The organism is Rhodococcus ruber, from assembly GCF_027270735.1.
Lineage (GTDB): Bacteria > Actinomycetota > Actinomycetes > Mycobacteriales > Mycobacteriaceae > Rhodococcoides > Rhodococcoides rubrum_A.
This window is the reverse complement of sequence record NZ_JAPWIJ010000001.1, coordinates 383,954-404,427: the sequence shown is the minus strand read 5'-3', so window position 1 is coordinate 404,427 and position 20,474 is coordinate 383,954. Positions and strand designations below refer to the sequence as shown.

General features: G+C 63.5%; 18 protein-coding genes and 2 tRNA genes. 17 read left to right on the top strand and 3 right to left on the bottom strand.

Annotation, left to right across the window (positions count from 1 at the left end; translation table 11 throughout):
- Nucleotides 1-30: 30 nt before the first annotated feature.
- The 13 genes from gnd (at nt 31) to O4220_RS01910 (ending at nt 16,039) form a co-directional block, all read left to right on the top strand.
- The gene (gene gnd, locus O4220_RS01970; protein ID WP_269601868.1) at nt 31-954 is read left to right on the top strand and encodes a phosphogluconate dehydrogenase (NAD(+)-dependent, decarboxylating); all 924 of its coding nucleotides are present in this window, start codon (nt 31-33) and stop codon (nt 952-954) included.
- On the top strand, nt 955-2,205 hold the full coding sequence (gene recF / locus O4220_RS01965) for a DNA replication/repair protein RecF (protein ID WP_269601867.1): 1,251 nt from the start codon (nt 955-957) through the stop codon (nt 2,203-2,205).
- Nucleotides 2,202-2,765, top strand: coding sequence for a DUF721 family protein (locus O4220_RS01960; RefSeq protein ID WP_032378760.1), 564 nt, complete (start codon nt 2,202-2,204; stop codon nt 2,763-2,765). Before recF ends, O4220_RS01960 begins: the two co-directional genes overlap by 4 nt.
- 167 nt (nt 2,766-2,932) lie before the next feature.
- Nucleotides 2,933-3,850: a metal-dependent hydrolase gene (locus O4220_RS01955; protein WP_269601865.1), complete on the top strand. Its 918-nt coding sequence runs from the start codon at nt 2,933-2,935 to the stop codon at nt 3,848-3,850.
- A 32-nt stretch (nt 3,851-3,882) separates the two neighbouring features.
- Nucleotides 3,883-4,980 carry a PDR/VanB family oxidoreductase gene (locus tag O4220_RS01950; protein WP_269602241.1) on the top strand — a complete coding sequence of 366 codons (1,098 nt, stop codon included), beginning with the start codon at nt 3,883-3,885 and terminating at the stop codon, nt 4,978-4,980.
- Between the two features lie 255 nt (nt 4,981-5,235).
- Nucleotides 5,236-7,278 (top strand): DNA topoisomerase (ATP-hydrolyzing) subunit B, encoded by a 2,043-nt coding sequence (gene gyrB / locus O4220_RS01945; RefSeq protein ID WP_269601864.1) that lies wholly within the window; start codon nt 5,236-5,238, stop codon nt 7,276-7,278.
- A gap of 68 nt (nt 7,279-7,346) precedes the next feature.
- The gene (gene gyrA, locus O4220_RS01940) at nt 7,347-9,890 is read left to right on the top strand and encodes a DNA gyrase subunit A (RefSeq protein ID WP_269601863.1); all 2,544 of its coding nucleotides are present in this window, start codon (nt 7,347-7,349) and stop codon (nt 9,888-9,890) included.
- Complete coding sequence (locus O4220_RS01935; RefSeq protein ID WP_269601862.1) at nt 9,891-11,267, top strand: DUF3566 domain-containing protein; 1,377 nt, start codon at nt 9,891-9,893, stop codon at nt 11,265-11,267. It abuts the gene before it with no gap.
- A gap of 109 nt (nt 11,268-11,376) precedes the next feature.
- Nucleotides 11,377-11,450: transfer RNA gene (locus O4220_RS01930), tRNA-Ile, on the top strand.
- Between the two features lie 190 nt (nt 11,451-11,640).
- A tRNA-Ala gene (locus tag O4220_RS01925) sits at nt 11,641-11,713 on the top strand.
- Between the two features lie 419 nt (nt 11,714-12,132).
- The gene (locus tag O4220_RS01920) at nt 12,133-13,083 is read left to right on the top strand and encodes an acyl-ACP desaturase (RefSeq protein ID WP_269601861.1); all 951 of its coding nucleotides are present in this window, start codon (nt 12,133-12,135) and stop codon (nt 13,081-13,083) included.
- Between the two features lie 205 nt (nt 13,084-13,288).
- Nucleotides 13,289-14,287, top strand: a complete 999-nt coding sequence (locus O4220_RS01915; RefSeq protein ID WP_269601860.1) for a sensor domain-containing diguanylate cyclase — start codon at nt 13,289-13,291, stop codon at nt 14,285-14,287.
- A gap of 120 nt (nt 14,288-14,407) precedes the next feature.
- Entirely contained in the window at nt 14,408-16,039 is a 1,632-nt protein-coding gene (locus tag O4220_RS01910; protein WP_269601859.1) for an alpha/beta hydrolase, read from the top strand.
- On the opposite strand, the gene O4220_RS01905 is transcribed toward O4220_RS01910, so the two are convergent.
- The gene (locus O4220_RS01905) at nt 16,034-16,414 is read right to left on the bottom strand and encodes a hypothetical protein (protein WP_269601858.1); all 381 of its coding nucleotides are present in this window, start codon (nt 16,412-16,414) and stop codon (nt 16,034-16,036) included. The two genes, O4220_RS01910 and O4220_RS01905, sit on opposite strands and share 6 nt — an antisense overlap.
- An 82-nt stretch (nt 16,415-16,496) precedes the next feature.
- On the opposite strand from O4220_RS01905, the gene O4220_RS01900 reads away from it, so the two are divergent.
- On the top strand, nt 16,497-17,033 hold the full coding sequence (locus O4220_RS01900; RefSeq protein WP_094616207.1) for a peptidylprolyl isomerase: 537 nt from the start codon (nt 16,497-16,499) through the stop codon (nt 17,031-17,033).
- A gap of 24 nt (nt 17,034-17,057) precedes the next feature.
- A complete protein-coding gene (locus O4220_RS01895) occupies nt 17,058-17,987 on the top strand; it encodes a rhomboid family intramembrane serine protease (RefSeq protein ID WP_269601856.1) in 930 nt (309 codons plus the stop codon).
- A 96-nt stretch (nt 17,988-18,083) separates the two neighbouring features.
- On the opposite strand, the gene O4220_RS01890 is transcribed toward O4220_RS01895, so the two are convergent.
- Both O4220_RS01890 and crgA read right to left on the bottom strand, forming a co-directional pair.
- Nucleotides 18,084-18,569, bottom strand: a complete 486-nt coding sequence (locus O4220_RS01890; RefSeq protein WP_269601855.1) for a PH domain-containing protein — start codon at nt 18,567-18,569, stop codon at nt 18,084-18,086.
- A gap of 36 nt (nt 18,570-18,605) precedes the next feature.
- Nucleotides 18,606-18,869 carry a cell division protein CrgA gene (gene crgA / locus O4220_RS01885; RefSeq protein WP_269601854.1) on the bottom strand — a complete coding sequence of 88 codons (264 nt, stop codon included), beginning with the start codon at nt 18,867-18,869 and terminating at the stop codon, nt 18,606-18,608.
- Between the two features lie 202 nt (nt 18,870-19,071).
- On the opposite strand from crgA, the gene O4220_RS01880 reads away from it, so the two are divergent.
- Nucleotides 19,072-19,815 (top strand): DUF881 domain-containing protein, encoded by a 744-nt coding sequence (locus O4220_RS01880; protein WP_269601852.1) that lies wholly within the window; start codon nt 19,072-19,074, stop codon nt 19,813-19,815.
- A 13-nt stretch (nt 19,816-19,828) separates the two neighbouring features.
- Nucleotides 19,829-20,470, top strand: coding sequence for an aminodeoxychorismate/anthranilate synthase component II (locus O4220_RS01875; RefSeq protein WP_269601851.1), 642 nt, complete (start codon nt 19,829-19,831; stop codon nt 20,468-20,470).
- Nucleotides 20,471-20,474: the final 4 nt, after the last annotated feature.

Sequence of the window (20,474 nt, the reverse complement as noted above, 5' to 3'; positions counted from 1 at the left end):
CGCACCTGACACAGACAAGGACGCGTCATCATGCAGCTGGGCTTGGTCGGTCTCGGAAAAATGGGCTTCAACATGCGCGAGAGGTTGCGCGAGCATGGTCACGAGGTCATCGGCTACGACCCTCGGCCGGAGGTGACGGACACCCCGTCGTTGGCCGGTCTGGCTCAGTCGTTGACGGCGCCGAGGGTGGTGTGGGTGATGGTTCCGTCCGGCCAGATCACCCGCGACACCATCACCGGTCTGGCGGACGTCCTCGAACCGGGCGATCTGGTGATCGACGGTGGAAACTCACGATTCACCGATGACAAGCCCAACGCAGAGTTGTTGGACGCCAAGGGAATCGGCTACATCGATGCCGGTGTATCCGGTGGCGTCTGGGGCTTGAAGAACGGCTACGGCCTGATGGTCGGCGGTCAGGACGAGCACGTCGCCCACGCGATGCCGATCTTCGATGCTCTGCGTCCGGAAGGCGAACGCGCGGACGGATTCGTTCACGCCGGCCCGGTCGGCGCGGGTCACTACTCGAAGATGGTGCACAACGGCATCGAATACGGATTGATGCAGGCATACGCCGAGGGCTACGAAATCCTCGAAGCCGAAGAGCTCGTGCAGGACGTGCAAGGTGTGCTGCGGGCGTGGAGCAAGGGCACTGTCGTGCGGTCCTGGTTGCTCGATCTGTTGGTCGAGGCACTCGGTCAGGATCCGGAATTCAGTGAGATCTCCGGATACACCGAGGACTCCGGTGAAGGTCGTTGGACCGTCGAGGAAGCTATTCGCCACGCCGTGCCCGCTCCGGTGATCTCTGCCGCGCTGTTCGCGAGATTCGCTTCACGACAAGAGGATTCGCCGGCCATGAAGGCCGTCTCGGCTTTGCGTAATCAATTCGGTGGGCACGCGGTCAAGAAGGCAGACGCCGACGAGACCCTGCGCGCACCGGCCCCGAAACACGAGTAAGTGTTCGTCCGGTCTCTGCAGCTACACGACTTCCGATCCTGGGACGACGTCACCGTCGACCTGGGACCGGGCTCGACCGTGTTCGTGGGACCGAACGGGCACGGCAAGACCAACCTGCTCGAGTCGCTCAACTATCTGTCGACGTTGTCCTCGCATCGCGTGTCGACGGACGCTCCGATGATTCGGGCGGGCGCCTCCAAGGCGTTCGTGGGCAGCGCCGTGGTCAATCACGGTCGTGAGCTGATCATCGACGTGGAGTTGCTCGAGGGCAAGGCCAACAAGGCTCGGATGAACCGCTCGCCGTTGCGACGACCGAGGGAGATTCTGGGCGTGTTGCAGAGTGTGCTGTTCGCTCCCGAAGATCTCTCGCTCGTGCGTGGGGACCCCGGCGAACGACGACGGTATCTGGACGAACTGCTCACCAGTCGGATTCCTCGAATGGCCACTGTCCGTGCCGATTACGACAAGGTTCTGCGTCAGCGATCGGCACTGCTCAAGACAGCCAGTGGCTCGTTGCGCCGGGGATCGTCGTCGAGCGACGGAGCAAGTGCCCTCGCCACACTCGATGTGTGGGACGGGCATCTTGCGGCGCACGGAGCTCGATTGCTTGCTGCCAGAATAGGTTTGGTGCACGAGCTGATGCCTTTTGTGCAGCAGGCCTACGGGTCCATCGCGCCGGAATCGCGACCCGCGACACTGTCCTATCGCTGCAGCCTTGCCGAAGCATTGCCGCCGGAATTCTCCGACGCCGGCCGAGCCCCGTTACCGGATGATGTCGATGTGCTGGAAGCCGCTTTCCTGCACCAACTCTCGGTGATGAGACAGCGAGAAATCGAACGCGGTGTGTGTCTGGTGGGGCCTCATCGAGACGATGTGGAGTTGATGCTCGGTGATCAGCCCACCAAAGGGTTTGCCAGCCATGGTGAATCGTGGTCGTATGCTTTGTCGTTGCGGCTGGGGTCCTTCGGCCTGTTGCGCGAGGACGGCACAGATCCCGTGCTGATGCTCGACGACGTGTTCGCCGAACTCGACCGAAAGAGGCGTACTGCGCTCGCGACGGTGGCGGCCGGTGCCGAGCAGGTGTTGATCACGGCCGCGGTACCGGAGGACGTACCACCCGAGCTCGATGCCCGTCGCTACGGCGTCGAAGCCCAGCAGAACTCGGAATCCGGTGCAGCAGGCCGTATCTCGCGTATCACGGATCTGTCGATCACCGTCGACGCCGCACGCGAGGAGAGCGAGGCTCGATGAACGACGACGAAGGAGCATCGGCAGACAAGGGCGAGACGCCGGAGTTGAAGGGCGTCGATCTCGCGCGTCGTGCACTCGAGGACGCGCGCGCCGCGGCCAAGGCCAGTGGTAAGTCGGTGGGGCAGGGGCGGTCGTCTCCGACGGGTGGCGTCCGTGCGCTGCGGGGGCGTCGGCGACGTGGTTGGTCGGGCGCCGGGCCAGACGACCGTGATCCGCAGGCATTCGGTGCACTCGCCAATTCGATCGCGTCCAAGCGTGGATGGTCGGCCAAGGTGTCCGAAGGTGCTGTGTTGGGGCGTTGGGCCAGCGTCGTCGGTGAGGACATCTCGGCGCACGCCGACCCCACCGGGCTCAAGGACGGAGTGCTCAGTATCTCCGCCGAGTCGACGGCATGGGCGACGCAACTGAGGCTGATGCAGTCCCAGATTCTGGCCAAGATCGCCGCGGCGGTCGGCCACGGTGTGGTGACCTCACTTCGTATCACCGGGCCGACCACTCAGAGCTGGCGAAAAGGTGAACGCCACGTCCGAGGTCGGGGTCCGAGAGACACCTACGGATAGTGACTGTTCCCAAAGTAGGTTTGTCGTAGTGCCTGGTCCACGTGATCCTCAACAGATGTTGGGGGCAGTGTTGCTGTGAGACTGTCGGTGTGCGTAGCGTGATTCGGAACACGCGACGGTCGGGGGACCGAATACTGTTACACGCGGCCATCGGACGAGGAGAAGTTGTGTCTGCACCTACGAAGAAGCCGTCGACAGCGGCGGTCGACGTCGATGGGACCCCCGAAGACAGAGTGGTTCTGCACGCTCGAAACGTCGAGTTCGATTGGGAAACTCTGCCGCTGCACTATATGGACGGCAATCCGCTGGCCACGCACCTGATCAACGTGATGCACCTGCTTCTGCCCGAGGGCGAGGAGTGGTTCGTGCGCACGTTCAAGGAGGCGTTGCCGCTGATCCACGACGATCAGTTGCGCGACGACGTGATCGGTTTCATCGGCCAGGAAGCCATGCACGCGCAGGCCCATACCGATGTCCACGACCAGCTTCGCGCACACGGCATCGATGTCGATCCGTACGTGGATCAGATGAAGTTCCTGTTCGGCCGCGCTCTCGGTAATCGTTCTGGCCACGGACAGAACAGTCTGGTCGAGCGGCTCGCCCTGATCGCCGCGGCCGAGCACCTGACCGCGTTCCTCGGAGACTGGGTTCTCAATGCGAAGGAGCTGGACGAAGCCGATGTCCATCCGGTGATGCTGGACCTGCTGCGTTGGCACGGTGCCGAAGAAGTGGAGCATCGTTCGGTGGCATACGAGGTGATGCGCTACTTCGATGTCAGGCCGGCGCGGCGGATCCGTACCTACGTTGTCATTGCACCCACCCTCGTCTGGTTCTGGACGCGCGGCGTTCGCTACCTGATGAGCCAGGATCCGACGTTGGCGCACCTGTCGCCGAAGCAGCGCACGCCGTCGTTCCGCGAGTTCAGACGAGTGGCGAAGTCCGGGCTGTTCCCTACACCGATGTCCATGGTCAAGGCGTCGTTGCGGTACTTCAAGAGCACCTATCATCCGTCCCAGGAAGGCTCGACGGCTCAGGCTGTGCAGTACCTTGCTACCTCTCCGGCGGCGCGGTCCGCTGATCGATGACCAAACGCACGTTGCGGAGCAAGCTCGGCGCAATGGCTCAGAAGGTCGACTCGTTTCGAGTAGGTCGGACGATTCCACAGAATCTGTACGGGCGTGACGAGCCGGATCAGACGGTGTCTCTGGTCACCGACGCGCTCGACAAGTGGTTCGCCCTACTCGACAACGACGAGTACGACGGCTCGTTCGCTGCACCTCCGGTCGCGCGCACCCGAGAACTGACACTGGTCTCCCGGGAGGTGCTCTGCGTCGACGAGCCGGTGGTGCAGTTGACCTTCGCCGCGGCCGACGGGTCGACCCTGCCGGCGTGGGCGCCGGGAATGCATCTGGATTTCTACCTGCCGTCCGGTCGGCGACGGCAGTACTCCCTGTGTGGTCTGCCGAGCGACGAGTCGTACTCGATCGCAGTACGACTGGTGCCGGGTGGCGGTGGTGGATCCCCGGAGATGCACGCTCTGACGGTGGGCACACAGGTGTCGATTCGAGGACCGCGCAACGGATTTCCGTTCGTCCCGTCCGAACATGCAGTGTTCGTGGCCGGCGGAATCGGTATCACGGCGATCATCTCGATGGTGCGCAGAGCCCGTGCCCTCGAGATGGATTGGCACCTCGTCTACTGCGGTCGCTCGCGTGAGTCGATGCCGTTTCTGGAGGAGATCGCGGGCTGGGATCCCGCACGAGTGACCGTCCGCACCGACGACGTGGACGGGATGCCGTCGAGCATGGATCTGCTGGGATCGACGGCAGCCGGCGGATCGGTCTACGTATGTGGTCCGCCGCCCATGATCGATCTGGTTCGCGCGTCGTTCGATGCCCTCCCGGCCACGCATCTGCACTTCGAGCGGTTCTCGCCGCCGCCGGTGAAGAACGGTACGGAATTCGAGGTGCAGCTCGTCGACTCGGGAGAGATATTGTCTGTCGGTGCGGAAGAGACTGCGCTGCATGCCATTCGACGTGTTCGGCCCGATATCGCGTACTCGTGCCAGCAGGGTTTCTGCGGGACCTGTCGGGTGCGAGTACTCAACGGAACACCGCAACACCGGGAGAATCGCCTCACATCCGAGGAGCAGAAGAACGAGATGTTGATCTGTGTGTCGCGTTCGGATGGAGAGCGGATCGTTCTCGATCTGTAGCCGAATCGCCGGTTTTACCCTTCATCTTTGCCGTCCGGTATCGAAAAAATGCGTCTGTGAAGCAATCAGGGGCCTTTTAGGGGTGTCATCGTGCCTACGCTGTCGCAGCCAACCAGTACTATGGACCGGTACGACAGAAGCCCGGAACAAACGCATGGAACGTGCACGGTCGAAAGACCGTGCCGACCCTCTGCGGTAGCACCTGGTGCAGGTGTGAGCGGGGTAGTGGACGCGTAGAAGGAGAACCAGCTAACCGTGGCTGCCCAGAAGTCAGGTAACAGTGAGAACAGCAAGGATTACGGCGCATCTTCCATCACGGTCCTCGAGGGCCTGGAAGCGGTTCGTAAGAGGCCCGGTATGTACATCGGTTCCACCGGTGAACGAGGCCTGCATCACCTGATCTGGGAGGTTGTCGACAACTCCGTCGACGAGGCCATGGCCGGCTATGCCTCCACCGTCGACGTCACCATCCACGTGGACGGCAGCGTCGAGGTCAAGGACGACGGCCGCGGTATCCCCGTCGCCATGCACTCCTCCGGTGTTCCCACCGTCGAGGTCGTCATGACCCAGCTGCACGCCGGCGGCAAGTTCGACTCCGACTCCTATGCCGTCTCCGGCGGACTGCACGGCGTCGGTATCTCCGTCGTCAACGCCTTGTCCACCAAGGTCGAATTGCAGATCGCGCGAGACGGTCACCGCTACAAACAGACCTACGACTACGCCAAGCCCGGCCCTCTCGAGACTGTCGGCGACACCACGGAGACCGGAACCACGGTCCGCTTCTGGGCCGATGGAAAGATCTTCGAGACCCTCGACTACAGCTTCGAGACAGTGCACCGTCGCCTGCAGGAGATGGCGTTCCTGAACAAGGGACTGACCATCAACTTCACCGACGAGCGTGTCGCAGCCACCGACGCTACCGAGGAAGAACTCGGTGAGACCGCCGAGGCACCCAAGACCGCCGAGGAAGAGCAGGCCGACGCGGCCAACGCGAAGCCGGCCAAGGTGCGCAAGCGGACGTACCACTACCCGGACGGCCTGGTCGACTTCGTCAAACACATCAACCGCACCAAGACTGCGATCCACAACTCGGTCGTCGGCTTCACCGGTAAGGGTGAAGGCCACGAGGTCGAGATCGCGATGCAGTGGAACGCCGGTTACTCCGAATCGGTACACACCTTCGCCAACACGATCAACACGCACGAGGGCGGTACCCACGAAGAGGGCTTCCGTACCGCGCTGACCTCGACAGTCAACAAGTACGCGATCGAGAAGAAGCTCGTCAAGGAAAAGGACGTCAAGCTCACCGGCGACGACATCCGCGAGGGCTTGGCCGCCGTCATCTCGGTCCGGGTCGGCGAACCGCAGTTCGAGGGACAGACCAAGACCAAGCTCGGCAACACCGAGATTCGCTCGTTCGTGCAGAAGGCCTGCAACGAGCACCTCTCGCACTGGTTCGAGTCCAACCCCGCCGACGCCAAGACCATCATCAACAAGGCGGTCTCGTCCGCACAGGCGCGGATGGCTGCCCGCAAGGCACGAGAGTTGGTGCGGCGCAAGAGCGCAACCGACATCGGCGGCCTGCCGGGCAAGCTGGCCGACTGCCGTTCCAACGATCCGAGCAAGTCCGAGATCTACATCGTGGAGGGCGACTCCGCAGGCGGCTCGGCCAAATCGGGCCGCGACTCGATGTTCCAGGCGATCCTGCCGTTGCGCGGAAAGATCATCAACGTCGAGAAGGCTCGCATCGACCGCGTGCTGAAGAACAACGAAGTCCAGTCGATCATCACCGCGTTCGGCACCGGCATCCACGACGAGTTCGACATCACCAAGCTGCGATATCACAAGATCGTGCTGATGGCCGACGCCGACGTCGACGGCCAGCACATCTCGACGCTGCTGATGACGTTGCTCTTCCGGTTCATGCGTCCGCTGATCGAGAACGGCCACGTCTACCTCGCCATGCCGCCGCTGTACAAGCTCAAGTGGAGCCGCGGAGAGCCCGACTTCGCGTACTCCGATCGCGAGCGCGACGGACTGCTCGAGGCCGGTATCGCCAACAAGCGCAAGATCAACGTCGAAGACGGCGTCCAGCGGTACAAAGGTCTCGGCGAGATGAACGCCAAGGAACTGTGGGAAACCACCATGGACCCGGCTGTGCGAGTGCTGCGTCTGGTCACCCTCGACGATGCTGCTGCCGCAGACGAACTGTTCAGTGTGCTGATGGGCGAGGACGTGTCCGCACGCCGGAGCTTCATCGCCCGCAACGCGAAAGATGTTCGCTTTCTTGACGTTTAGTCACTTCCCTTCACGCGCAGACGAGTGCTCTCGGCGCGTGAAGGTGACCGTTTCTCGAGGAGATTTGCATGTCTGACATCACCGAACCGCCGGTAGGACCCCCGCCGGGTTCGACCACCAATGCCGAGGGTGGAGACCGGATCGATCCGGTCGACATCCAGCAGGAAATGCAGCGCAGTTACATCGACTACGCGATGAGCGTCATTGTCGGCCGTGCACTGCCCGAGGTCCGCGATGGCCTCAAGCCGGTGCACCGACGCGTGCTGTACGCGATGTACGACTCAGGCTTCCGTCCCGACCGTAGCTACGTGAAATCCGCACGCCCCGTTGCCGAAACGATGGGTAACTACCACCCCCACGGCGACACCTCGATCTACGACGCGCTGGTGCGTCTGGCTCAGCCGTGGTCGATGCGCTACCCATTGGTCGACGGCCAGGGCAACTTCGGTTCGCGCGGCAACGACGGTGCCGCCGCCATGCGATACACCGAAGCGCGCCTGACCCCGCTTGCGATGGAGATGCTGCGCGACATCGACGAGGAAACCGTCGACTTCATCCCCAACTACGACGGCAAAACCCAAGAGCCGACGGTACTTCCGTCGCGAGTTCCCAACCTGTTGATGAACGGCTCCAACGGCATCGCCGTCGGTATGGCCACGAACATCCCCCCGCACAACCTGCGGGAGCTCGGCGACGCGGTGTTCTGGGCCCTCGACAACTTCGAGGCCGACGAGGAAGCGACTCTCGCGGCCTGCATGGAACGCGTCAAGGGTCCGGACTTCCCTACCCACGGACTCATCGTCGGCGGCCAGGGAATTCAAGATGCGTACTCGACCGGCCGCGGTTCGATCCGCATGCGCGGCGTCGTCGAGATCGAGGAAGACTCCAACGGTCGCACCACGATCGTCATCACCGAGCTGCCGTACCAGGTCAACCCCGACAACCTGATCACCTCCATCGCCGAGCAGGTCCGTGACGGCAAGTTGTCCGGTATCTCGAAGATCGACGACGAGTCGTCCGATCGCGTCGGTATGCGCATCGTCGTCACGATCAAGCGCGACGCCGTCGCCAAGGTCGTGCTCAACAACCTCTACAAGCACTCGCAGCTGCAGACCAGCTTCGGTGCCAACATGCTCTCGATCGTCGACGGCGTCCCGCGCACCCTGCGTCTGGACCAGATGATCCGCTTCTATGTCACTCACCAGCTCGATGTGATCGTTCGCCGCACGCGGTACCGGCTGCGTAGAGCCGAGGAACGCGCACACATTCTGCGCGGACTCGTCAAGGCGCTCGACGCGCTCGACGAGGTCATTGCTTTGATCCGCGCATCGCAGACGGTGGATCTGGCCAGGCAGGGACTGATCGACCTGCTCGACATCGACGAGATCCAGGCGCAGGCGATCCTCGACATGCAGCTGCGGCGCCTCGCCGCCCTCGAGCGTCAGAAGATCATCGATGATCTGGCCGAGCTGGAAATCACGATCGCGGACCTCAAGGACATTCTGGCCAACGAGGATCGTCAGCGACAGATTGTGCGAGACGAGCTCGCCGAGATCGTCGAGAAGTTCGGCGACGACCGACGTACCCGCATCATCGCCGCCGACGGGGACGTCAACGACGAGGATCTGATCGCGCGGGAGAACGTGGTCGTCACGATCACCGAGACCGGATACGCCAAGCGCACCAGGACCGACCTCTACCGCTCGCAGAAGCGCGGTGGCAAGGGAGTGATGGGTGCAGGGCTCAAGCAGGACGACATCGTCAGCAAGTTCTTCGTCTGCTCGACGCACGACTGGATCCTGTTCTTCACCACCAAGGGTCGCGTCTACCGGGCCAAGGCGTACGAACTGCCCGAGGCGAACCGAACGGCTCGCGGGCAGCACGTCGCCAACCTGCTCGCATTCCAGCCCGACGAGCGCATCGCGCAGGTCATCCAGATCAAGACCTACGAGGACGCCCCTTACCTGGTGCTGGCTACCAAGGGCGGCCTGGTCAAGAAGTCGCGTCTGACCGATTTCGACTCGAACCGCAGCGGCGGCATCGTGGCGGTCAACCTGCGCGGCGACGACGAGTTGGTCGGCGCAGTCCTGGCATCCTCCGACGACGACTTGCTGCTCGTCTCGGCCCAGGGGCAGTCGATCCGGTTCTCCGCCACCGACGAGGTGCTGCGACCCATGGGTCGCGCGACGTCCGGTGTGCAGGGCATGCGATTCAACGGTGAGGACGAGCTGCTCTCGCTCAACGTCGTCAGCGAGAACAAGTTCCTGCTGGTCGCGACGTCGGGTGGCTACTCCAAGCGCACTGCGATGGAGGATTACCCGCAGCAGGGCCGCGGCGGAAAGGGAGTACTGACAATCCAGTACGACCCCAAGCGTGGCACGCTGGTGGGAGCTCTCATCGTCGACGACGAGGACGAGCTGTATGCCATCACATCCAGTGGTGGTGTCATTCGGACTGCTGCCAAGCAGGTCCGGAAAGCCGGCCGACAGACCAAGGGCGTGCGGTTGATGAATCTCGGTGAAGGCGACACACTGCTCGCGATCGCGCGCAACGCCGACGAGATCGAACCGGATGCCGTGGGCACCGAAGACGATGCAGCGAAGGAGTCGTAAGTGAGCACTCCCAACCGGCCTGGTAGCAGGCCCGGCCCCAGCGGCGCACCGGACGGCCGCGAGGCGCCGCGGGCCGAGCAGCCCGCGCGGCCTGCGCCGCCCGAGGGAGCTCGTCCGGGCAGCCGTCCGCAGCCTGCCACTCGTCCGGCACCCGCCGCCGGCCGCGGACCGGCTCCTCAGGGGAACTCCCGCCCGCCGGTGCGTCCGGCGCAGGGTGCTCCCAACGGCCCGGCCCGACCGCCACAGGGCCTACCTCCGCAGCGGCCGCCTGGAGCTCAGGGACCTGCGAGTCAGGGACCTCCTGCACCCCAGGGACCCCCGCCGCAGGCTCCGCCGGGAGCGACCACCCAGGGCCCGCCTGTTCGGCCGGTTCAGCCCGGCTCCGGCCAGCCCAACGCGGATCGACCGGCTAACGGTCAGCCCCCACAACGACAGGCGCCAACAGGACCGCCGTCTCGTCCGGCACCGCCGCGAGGCCCCGCACCCACCGAGGTATCGCACGCACCGGAGGGTTCGGCCCAGGGTGACGGTGACGCGACTCGTGCGGAACGATCGGTTTCCCCGGCTGCTCGCGAGCAAGACCATGCTGCACCGGCCGCGACCCAGGCAATGCCTGCTCAGCCTGTCGAGGGTCCGCAGGGTGGGTCGGGAACGCCGCCGTGGCAGCGTGGTGCTGGTCAGCGTCCGCCGCAGCAGGGCGCGGAGGACCGTCAGCAGCCGCAGAACCAGCCTCAGACCAATCTTTCCGGTCGAGGCGCAGCCCTTCCAGCGAACGCCGAGTTCGACCGGTCTGCTCGCACGACCGCCGAGCCCGCTCAGCGTGAGTCCACCGAGGACAAGACCGAACGGCGCGAGGCCGCTCGGTCGAAGGCAGCGGTGATCGACGGACCGACCCGTCATATCGAACGCAAGGATCTGGCCAAGGACATGCCAGATCTGTCCGCAGTCCGGCACCCCGAGCCGAACCAGGCCGACCGCGCCGCGCCCGCCGCCATCACGGCAGTGCCCACCGCGGACGGCAACCCACTGCGCGCGACCATTCAGATCCGCAAGATCGATCCGTGGTCGACGCTGAAGATCGCGCTCGTCATCGCGGTGTCACTGTTCTTCGTCTGGATGGTCGCGGTTGGCCTGCTGTACGCCGTGCTCGACGGTATGGGCGTATGGGACCGTCTCAATAGTGCTTTCACCGAGATCGTCAACGAATCCGGTGACGGTGGACTTGTCAGTGCCGGACAGGTGTTCGGCTACGCCGCGGTGATCGGTGTGATCAATGTCGTACTCTTCACCGCTCTCACCACCATCGGCGCGTTCATCTACAACCTGTCGTCGGATCTGGTCGGTGGCGTCGAAGTGACGCTGGCAGACCGCGACTGACCTGCACAACGAGTGCCCGTATCGGGCCGTTTTGGAAGACAGCGGCCCGATACGGTAATCTCATCCCTCGGTTCGAGGAGAGGAATTCTTCGGCCGAAAGCAGTGATGAGGGCCTATAGCTCAGGCGGTTAGAGCGCTTCCCTGATAAGGAAGAGGTCGGAGGTTCAAGTCCTCCTAGGCCCACACCGAACGAACGAAAAGAGGTAGGACGTGAAAATCCTTCTTCTCGTCGCATCGGTGGTGATCGCAGTGCTGACAGTATCGAAGGTGCGCTCGACGCGCAGCTCGGACGGCGTCTGGCACAGTATCTCCACCGGGTGACAATCGCTCGGATCGAACGTGTAGTGTTCGTGCACGTTCAACCGCAACACCCGGGGCCTTAGCTCAGTTGGTAGAGCGCTGCCTTTGCAAGGCAGATGTCAGGAGTTCGAATCTCCTAGGCTCCACAATAAAAAGGACGTCCACTCTGTGGGCGTCCTTTTTCGTGTCCGTCTTCGTTGCGTTCGCACCCGCTCTGGCGGCACATGTCCACTCGATGTGCCATTGACCCCCGAAAAGGCCACCGAACGTGACATCGAGTGCCGAGGGATCCGAGGCGGGCCGAGCACGAAGGTTGTGACCGTACCCAAGGGTGCTCGTCGCCGGCGCCCACATATCCAGACACTCGACTGTTCTGTTTCGCATCGGGTGCGTGGTCCCTAGCGTTGTCGGTGTGCAAGAACGTCGGTCGCACGACCGGCGGGAACGGTCGCGACGGCGCACCGCAGGGGGGTGTGCCGTCGCAGCTGTCTGGGCGGACGTTGTTCGCCACTGTCTCGAATCGATTGGCGGTTCGGGCACCTCGATGTTCGAAGGAGCCCCGCAGATGACACGTGTTCTCGATCATGAAGAGCTGTTGACCGAACTCGACGGCACCCTGGAAGCCAACCTGAATCGTCATCTGTCGATGGCGAAGGAATGGCATCCACATGACTACGTTCCGTGGGATCTGGGCCGGAACTTCGCGGCGATGGGCGGGGAAGACTGGTCTCTCGAGCAGTCGTCGTTGTCGGAATTGGCCCGGACGGCGATGATCACCAATCTGCTCACCGAGGACAATCTGCCGTCGTATCACCGGGGATTGGCAGACAATTTCTCTTTGGACGGTGCCTGGGGCACGTGGGTGGGGCGTTGGACTGCGGAAGAGAATCGCCACGGGATCGTGATGCGCGATTATCTGGTGGTGACGCGTGCAGTCGACCCGGTGGAGCTGGAGCGGGCTCGGATGCACCACATGACCGTGGGCGTGGATGCGCCCATGGACGGGGCAAACTTCCTGCATTCGGTCGCGTATGTGACGTTCCAGGAGCTGGCGACTCGGGTGTCGCACCGTAATACGGGGTTGGCGTGTGGCGATCCGGTGGCGGATCGAATGTTGGCTCGTGTTGCTGCGGACGAGAATCTGCACATGATCTTCTATCGGAACCTCGGTGAGGCATCGTTGGATCTCGTGCCCGATCAGATGGTTCGCGCCATCGCCGATGTCGCAACGGACTTCCAGATGCCCGGCTTGAACATGCCGAACTTCCGAAAGAACGCCATGATTCTGGCCAAGAATGGAATTTACGATCTCCGGCAGCATCTGGACGAAGTGCTGCTGCCGGTGCTGCGCAAGTGGAAGATCTTCGAGCGCAACGATTTCACCGGCGAGGGCGAGCGGGATCGCGATCGGCTGGCCGCATTCGTCGAGGACTTGGAGTCCAAGGCAACCAAGTTCGAGGAGTCTCGGGATCGATTGCTCGCCAGGGAGGCTGCACGCGCCGAGAAGGCGTCCTGACCTGCTGCGTCTTCCCTCCGCAGAGTCGTGGTCGTGCCTCGAAGGTGTTAGAGTCCGGGCATCGTTGGGTCATGTGAGGCGATGGCCGTAGTGCGTGGGGAGGGCCGATGGTGCCTGGGGGGTATCAGGTGAGTGATGTGGTCCGGTTCGGTGTGCGTTGCCGCGAGCACGAGCAGGCGGCGCCCGACGCAACCGGCACCGACTGGTGAGCAGGCCGAGGTTCGACGAGTCCGGTCGCATGCTCGCGGTGTTCGCAGCTGTGACCACCGTTCTCTACGCCGCGAGCGCGGTCGCATCGTGGTCCAATCTGTCCGGCCCCCAGCAGGTTCTCGCGGCGCTGGCGTTGGTGATGGGTCCACTGGCGATCGTGGTTCTGGTGCGGGCGGGTGTGCCCAGCCCCAAACGAGCGGTGGGTTGTGCGACCGCGCTGTCGGTGGTGGGACTCGCGTGTGCATTGGGTAGCAGCGACACCATGCCTGCCTTCCTGATCTGTGTGCAGGCCGCGATGTTCCTCGGAATGCACATAGGTGCCTTCTGGTCCGAGCGAAATGCCGGTATCTGGGTTGCGGTGCTTGCTGTTTCGGCAGTGATCGGTGCCGCGATCGCGCCGTACGGGACACCGTTCATCTCCTACATTCTCGTTGCTCTCGGAATCGTCGGTGCGACCGAGGTGTTCGGCGTCTTCGCACGCCGGATGCGGTATTTCTCGACCCACGACGCATTGACCGGACTACTCAATCGCTTCGGTTTCGAGTCCAAGATCGAGAAGATGCTGCCGGCCTGCGCCGCCCGCGGACTCTCGGTCAGCCTGGCGGTGCTCGATCTCGACAATTTCAAGGAGATCAACGACGAGTACGGCCACATCGCGGGTGACGTACTCCTGACTCGGGTCTCGAAAGCGTGGAAGGGACAGCTGACCAAACGAGACGTCCTCGGTCGCCTCGGTGGAGACGAATTCGTATTGTTCATGCCCGGGGTTCTCGAGAAAGAAGCCTTGCAGATCATCGATCGCTTGCGCCGTGCCCATCGGGCCGAATGGAGCGTCGGCCTGGCATGCATGCCTGCAGGTCGTCGTTGGGGTGAGATCTACCGGGCAGCCGACGCAGATCTTTATCGGGCAAAGCGGAGCAGGCCGCCTCGGACCAGTCGTCCGACCGACCCAGGAGACGGCTTCAGCGGACCGGTCCACAGAATCGCGCGATGATGTGCACAAGACAATCAGTTTGATCCCCAGATTTCATCCACAGGCTGGGGATAGATTTCACAGCGGGACTCGTCCTTCGCGTTGACTCGTCGGATACGACGACGCAGCGGGGGAATCACGATGGTCACACTCGACGAGTTCAGATCGTGGAACAGCCGTGAGTTGATCACTGCCTCCGACGGTCTGATGCGGCAGTGGCGCGAACTGGTGGTCGTGCATCGTTCGTTCACGGACGAGGCATTCGGCGACGAATGGACCGGCCCGGCCGCTGATGCTGCGCGAGAGGCAATGAGGAGCGTTTCATCCGATGGAAGCGACTTCTCAGACGAGCTGCTTCGGATCGCGAGCTGCATCGCCGACGCCTCGATCGACATGGCGAGTCTGACGGCCGCTCTGCGTGTGGTGGAGCAGGAGGCAGGCGAATCCCGGTTCGCAATCGACTCCGATGGTTCGGTCACCGACATGGTCGCGTCCTACTCGGTTGCACTCTCGGACCTGTGGTCTACGACGCGGGATCGTCGGCGTCTTCGTGAGGAGTTGGCGGCGCGAATCTCTCAGTTGATGCGCATGGCCACGGCTTTCGACGACACCTGTGCCCGACGCCTCAGCGGGGAAACCCCGCAGATGCAGGTTGCGACAGCAGTTGCGGCCTCGGTGACCCCGGGCGCAACTCCGGCTGCCAATTCTGCGTTCTGGAGCGCGCTCTCGCCTGCCGCACGAACCAAGTTGATGATGGAGCAGCCCGCGCTGATCGGCAGTCTCGACGGTCTGCCGGGTCGGGTACGAGACAGTGCCAACCGGCGGGTTCTGGCCGCCGAGCGTGTTCGCCTCCTCGCTGCTGAGGCCGGGCTACGGAAGGAGTTGGACGACAACGTGTTCGGGGGTATTTTCAGCGACGCGGATGCCGGGCTCGAACAGACGCGTAGGCGACTCGAGTCGCTCGACGCGATCGAATCTGTTCTTGCGCAGGGAGATCGGCAGCTTCTGGTGGTGGACAACTCCTCGTACGAGGAGACCACAGCGGCTGTTGCGGTGGGTGATGTCGATACCGCTACTCATGTGGCAGTGTTCGTACCTGGCCTTGGTTCGACAGTGTACGGAGACATCGAGAGCTACGACGGAGACATGGATGGTTTGAAATCGACTGTGCAGCAACTTCTTCCAAGAAATCAGGGCGAGAGTGCGGCGGTCGTGACGTGGATGAACTACCAGGCTCCCCAGCTCGGCTGGAGACTGCTCGATCCCGACCGAACCGTGATGTCCCCAGTAGCGGCGGACGAGGGGGCAGATCGGCTCGGTCCATTTCTGGACGGACTCGACGCAGCTCGTGCGAGCGATCCGCACCTGTCGGTGCTGGCCCACTCGTACGGGTCGCTCACCGCAGCGTCGGCGCTTCGAGCCGACACCGGGGTCGACGATTTCGTGGCGCTCGGGTCCCCAGGATTGGGTACGCACACGGTCTCGGATCTTCGGCTTCCCGACGGACACGTGTTCTCGGCCGAAGCCGGCGGCGATATCGTCGCCGACCTCGGTGCCTTCGGCCGCGACCCAGGCTCGATGGACGGGGTCACGCTGCTCTCGACCGATGGATCCGACGGCCGCGGCGGATCCATCGGTCACAGCGACTACTTTGCCGAGGAATCGACCAGTCGATACAACGCCGCGCTTGTCGTCGCCGACCGCAGCGAAGACGCCGTGATCAGAACCAGGCCGGCTTTGTTCGACCTGCTGCAGAAGCTTCTGTATCTATGACGAGCCGTCCTCGTAGTCGGCCAGGCTCGGCGGAACGTCGGCGGGCGGCGGTACCTCGTTTCGGCGACGGCCGAGGTACAACACGACACCACCGATGACGGCAGCGGCAGCCCCGAACAGCAGAACGCGGCGCTTGTTTCCTGACTTCGGGTCGACCGTCAGAGCCGTCCTGGTGAGGTTGGCTTCGGCAATCCGTTCCGCAGTGGCGGCGCGACGCTGAGCAGCCTGTTTGCGGGCCAGACCGTAGCCGCGCTTGGCGAGCAGCAGACCCACACCGGCAGGGCCCTTGCTCACGGCGGAAGCGGCACCGAGCAGCGTCGATGCCGCCGTGCCGGTGGAGGAGTGAACCTGCTCGGTTTTCGTAGTGCTCGTCATACCCTCACTGTTCCACAACGGCACCCCGATCGACCCTCCCAATACACCACCTGTGAACTGCCCGGTCGCTCGAGATGGCACGATGGTGGGCGTGACTTCACCAAACAAGACCCAAACGGCAACGCTGCACACCAACCGCGGCGACATCGTCATCGAACTGTTCGGCAATCACGCCCCCAAGACCGTCGCGAACTTCGTCGGTCTCGCGGACGGGTCGAAGGAATACACGACGCAGAACGCGTCGGGTGCCAAGACCGGACCGTTCTACGACGGTGCAGTCTTCCACCGCGTCATCGACGGTTTCATGATCCAGGGCGGCGACCCGACCGGCACCGGCTCCGGTGGACCGGGCTACAAGTTCGAAGACGAGTTCCACCCCGAACTCTCGTTCGATCGCCCGTACCTGCTGGCCATGGCGAACGCAGGCCCCGGCACCAACGGCTCGCAGTTCTTCATCACCACCGGCAAGACCCCGCACCTCAACCGCAAGCACAGCATCTTCGGTGAGGTCACCGACGAGGCGTCCAAGAAGGTCGTCGACGCAATCTCGAGCACGCAGGTCGGCCGCGGCGATCGTCCGGTGGACGAGGTCGTCATCAACAGCGTCACGATTGCCTGATCTAGTTCCACAGAGAGATTCACGATGACGAACCCCGGCTGGGGTGGCCCGTACGGCGACCAACCCAACCCACCCCAGTCGGTGTGCGTCCGACATCCCGACCGCCCCACGGGTCTGGCGTGCTCGCGCTGTGGTCGCCCGGCGTGCCCGCAGTGCTTGCAGGCCGCCGCTGTGGGGCAGCATTGCGTCGATTGTGTGCGAGAGGGCAACAAGAACGTCCGCACTGCGCAGACTGTCGCCGGTGCGCCCGTCACGCGATCTGCCAAGACCCCGTTGACCTACGCCCTGATAGCGATCAACGTCGTGGTCTTCGGCATCACCGCCGCTCAGTCCGGCAACGTCGCGAGCAATTTCAACGAATCTTCGCTTGCCAGGGCATGGTCTCTGAACAGTCTGCTCGTGGCGGACGGCGATGTGTTTCGCCTGATCGGCAACGGATTCGTTCACATCGGGCCGATCCATCTTCTGGTCAACATGTTCGCGCTCTATCTCATCGGTCGCGACGTCGAACTGGTCCTGGGCCGCAGCAGGTATCTCGCTGTCTACTTCCTGTCGCTGCTCGGCGGCAGCGCGTCGGTCATGGTGTTCGAGAACCCGTTGTCTCTCACCGCCGGCGCTTCCGGTGCGGTTTTCGGGCTGCTGGGTGCCCAGGCCGTCATCCTGCTCAGGCTCAAGCGAAGCCCGGCACCGGTTCTGATCGTCATCGCACTCAACATCTTCATCAGCATCTCGATCCCCAGCATCTCGCTGTGGGGTCATATGGGCGGACTCGTCGCCGGTGCCGCCGCCACCGCCGGCTTGGTGTTTCTCCCCAACAGACGCCGGGGGCCGGAGAGTTCACAAACCTCGGCCGGCGTGTCCATGGCCTGGATCTCGGTGATCGCGGTCGCTCTGGTGACCCTCGGCATCATCGCGGTGCGAATGCTCGACCTCCGCGCGCAGATGGGCATCTGACCGCCCGCCATTTGCCGACCCGAGTCCACTCGATGTGCCATTGACCCCCGAAAAGGCCACTGAACGTCACATCGAGTACACCGGGCCGCTCGACTTTCAGGCGCTGGGTGGCACCAGACCGTGTAGGTCCAGGGCGTCGAACACATCCCGTGGGTCGGTGCCGAGGTCCCATCTGCCGAAGATGATCAGTCGGTCGTCGTCCTCGCCTGGCGGGCGAATGTCGAGTTCGAGCATCGGGACGCGTCGGCCGAGTCGTGGGTAGCGCACTATTTTCACGCGCACGATGTCGGCGCGGGAGTACGTGTGCACGCCGCTGAGGCGTTTCATCGTCAACGATCCGTCGCGGGTGATGGCGAGGCGGGGACGCTGTGCGGCGGCGAGTGCCGCAATAACCCACATTCCGACGGCTGCTAGGCCGACGAGGAACGTTCCAGCGGCGTCGGTGGATGACAGCGCGGCACCGATTCCGAGGGCAAAACCGCCCACCACCAGTGCTCCGATGGCGACGACGGGCGTTGCCCAGCGCTCTTCGTACACACCCTGTGGATTGTTCGAGAAGTTATCCACAGGGTTTATCCACATTGGGGATGAATGACATCGGTGTAACTCGCTCGACTGTCAGCGCCACTTCATGGTCATGACGAGCCCGACGACCATGAAGCCGAAGCCGATCAAGAAGTTGTAGGCCCCGAGGTTTCCGATGAACGCGATGTCGTCCGCAGCGAGGTAGTAGACGATCAGCCACAGCAGGCCGACCAGCATGAATCCCAGCATCAGGACCACGTACCAGACCGGAGACGGTCCGGCGTTGACCTTCACCGGCGTACGGTTCGCCGGGTTGATCGTGTAGTCGTTCTTCTTCCGTACCTTCGACTTCGGCATTGCTTCCTCTTCGCGTTCTTGACGGCTGTCGGTCCTGCGACCGACCTGTGGACAACTGACGACGGGAACCTGTGGATCGACGGGTGTCGCGCATCCCCAGGCTATTGTCTCCTCGAGGACCGTGACAGTCACCGCCCCGGTTGCTGTACACGCTAACCCAGGTGAGCCCAGCACCGACCCACCGGACAAATTGCGAGCACCCGTGACACGACGATCGACCCGCGCCGACACCAGCTGGTGGGTTCTCGCCGTCGCGGTGTGTGCAGTCGTCGGTCTGTTGCTCGGTACCACCAGACATATTTCGGACGGCACCGAACTGCGCAGCGGGGACACCACCCGTCTCGCCGATCTCGTCGACGCCGCTCGTGGCAGCAGCGAGGACGCCCGACGCAGCAGGGACGCGCTCGAGCAACAGGTCGACACGATCCAGCAGCGCACCGCCTCCGGCGACACCGACGTCGCCGACGCTTTGGCCCGCATCGATTCCCTGGCCGACGCGGCGGGGCGTGAAGCTGCGTCCGGCGCCGGACTGACCGTGACGATGGCCGACGCTCCCCGGGGCCCCGACGGCGCGTATGCATCCGATGCCGCGCCCGACGATCTGGTGGTCCATCAGGTCGATGTGCAAAGCGTCCTCAACGCGTTGTGGGCCGGTGGCGCGTCGGCGATCGCGATGCAGGATCAGCGGCTGGTGGCCTCGTCGGCTCCGCGCTGCATCGGCAACACCCTGTTGCTCGGCGGCCGGACGTACAGTCCGCCGTACGTGATGACGGCGATCGGCGACCAGGACCGGTTGCGCGCGGCGTTGAAGAACGAGCCCGGGGTGCGGTTGTACGAGCAGTACGCGCTCCGCTACGGCCTGCGCTACGACGTCGCGACCTCTGCGAACGTCTCGGTGCCCGCCTACAGCGAATCGGTGCGCATGCGGTACGCGCAGCCCCGCTGAGTACGCTGTCGACATGCGCATTCTGGTCGTCGACAACTACGACAGCTTCGTCTTCAATCTCGTCCAGTACCTGGGCCAGCTGAACGTCGATGTCGAGGTCTGGCGCAACGACGACGAGCGCCTCACCGATCGCGATGCGGTCGCGGTGCAGTTCGACGGCATCCTGCTCAGCCCCGGGCCGGGCACACCACAGCGCGCCGGTGCCACGATGGATCTGGTGTCGGCGGCCGCCCGTGCGAAAACGCCGCTACTGGGAGTCTGTCTCGGACACCAGGCCATCGGAGCCGTATTCGGCGCTACCGTCGAGAAAGCCCCAGAGCTGCTGCACGGGAAAACCAGTCTGGTGCACCATTCGGGCGTCGGAGTTCTCGAAGGGATGAGCGATCCATTCACCGCCACTCGGTACCACTCACTGACTGTCCGTGAAGACACCATTCCGGCGGAACTCGAGATCATCGGCCGCACCGAATCGGGTCTCGTGATGGCCATGAGACACGTCGAACTGCCGATTCACGGGGTGCAGTTCCACCCGGAATCGATCCTCACCGAGGGCGGGCACCGCATGTTGGCCAACTGGCTCGCCGTCTGCGGTATGCCCACCGACGCCGGCCTCGTCGCCAAGCTCGAAGCTCAGGTGGCCGAAGCCTTCGCCTGAGTCA

Excerpts from the sequence above, each read along its gene's own strand:
- O4220_RS01910 (WP_269601859.1), top strand. The coding sequence starts at position 14,408 with ATGGTCACACTCGACGAGTTCAGATCGTGGAACAGCCGTGAGTTGATC.
- O4220_RS01895 (WP_269601856.1), top strand. The coding sequence starts at position 17,058 with ATGACGAACCCCGGCTGGGGTGGCCCGTACGGCGACCAACCCAACCCA.
- O4220_RS01875 (WP_269601851.1), top strand. The coding sequence starts at position 19,829 with ATGCGCATTCTGGTCGTCGACAACTACGACAGCTTCGTCTTCAATCTC.
- O4220_RS01920 (WP_269601861.1), top strand. The coding sequence starts at position 12,133 with ATGACACGTGTTCTCGATCATGAAGAGCTGTTGACCGAACTCGACGGC.
- O4220_RS01950 (WP_269602241.1), top strand. The coding sequence starts at position 3,883 with ATGGCTCAGAAGGTCGACTCGTTTCGAGTAGGTCGGACGATTCCACAG.
- gyrA (WP_269601863.1), top strand. The coding sequence starts at position 7,347 with ATGTCTGACATCACCGAACCGCCGGTAGGACCCCCGCCGGGTTCGACC.
- O4220_RS01905 (WP_269601858.1), bottom strand. The coding sequence starts at position 16,414 with ATGACGAGCACTACGAAAACCGAGCAGGTTCACTCCTCCACCGGCACG.
- O4220_RS01900 (WP_094616207.1), top strand. The coding sequence starts at position 16,497 with ATGGTGGGCGTGACTTCACCAAACAAGACCCAAACGGCAACGCTGCAC.
- O4220_RS01960 (WP_032378760.1), top strand. The coding sequence starts at position 2,202 with ATGAACGACGACGAAGGAGCATCGGCAGACAAGGGCGAGACGCCGGAG.
- O4220_RS01890 (WP_269601855.1), bottom strand. The coding sequence starts at position 18,569 with ATGTGGATAAACCCTGTGGATAACTTCTCGAACAATCCACAGGGTGTG.
- crgA (WP_269601854.1), bottom strand. The coding sequence starts at position 18,869 with ATGCCGAAGTCGAAGGTACGGAAGAAGAACGACTACACGATCAACCCG.
- gnd (WP_269601868.1), top strand. The coding sequence starts at position 31 with ATGCAGCTGGGCTTGGTCGGTCTCGGAAAAATGGGCTTCAACATGCGC.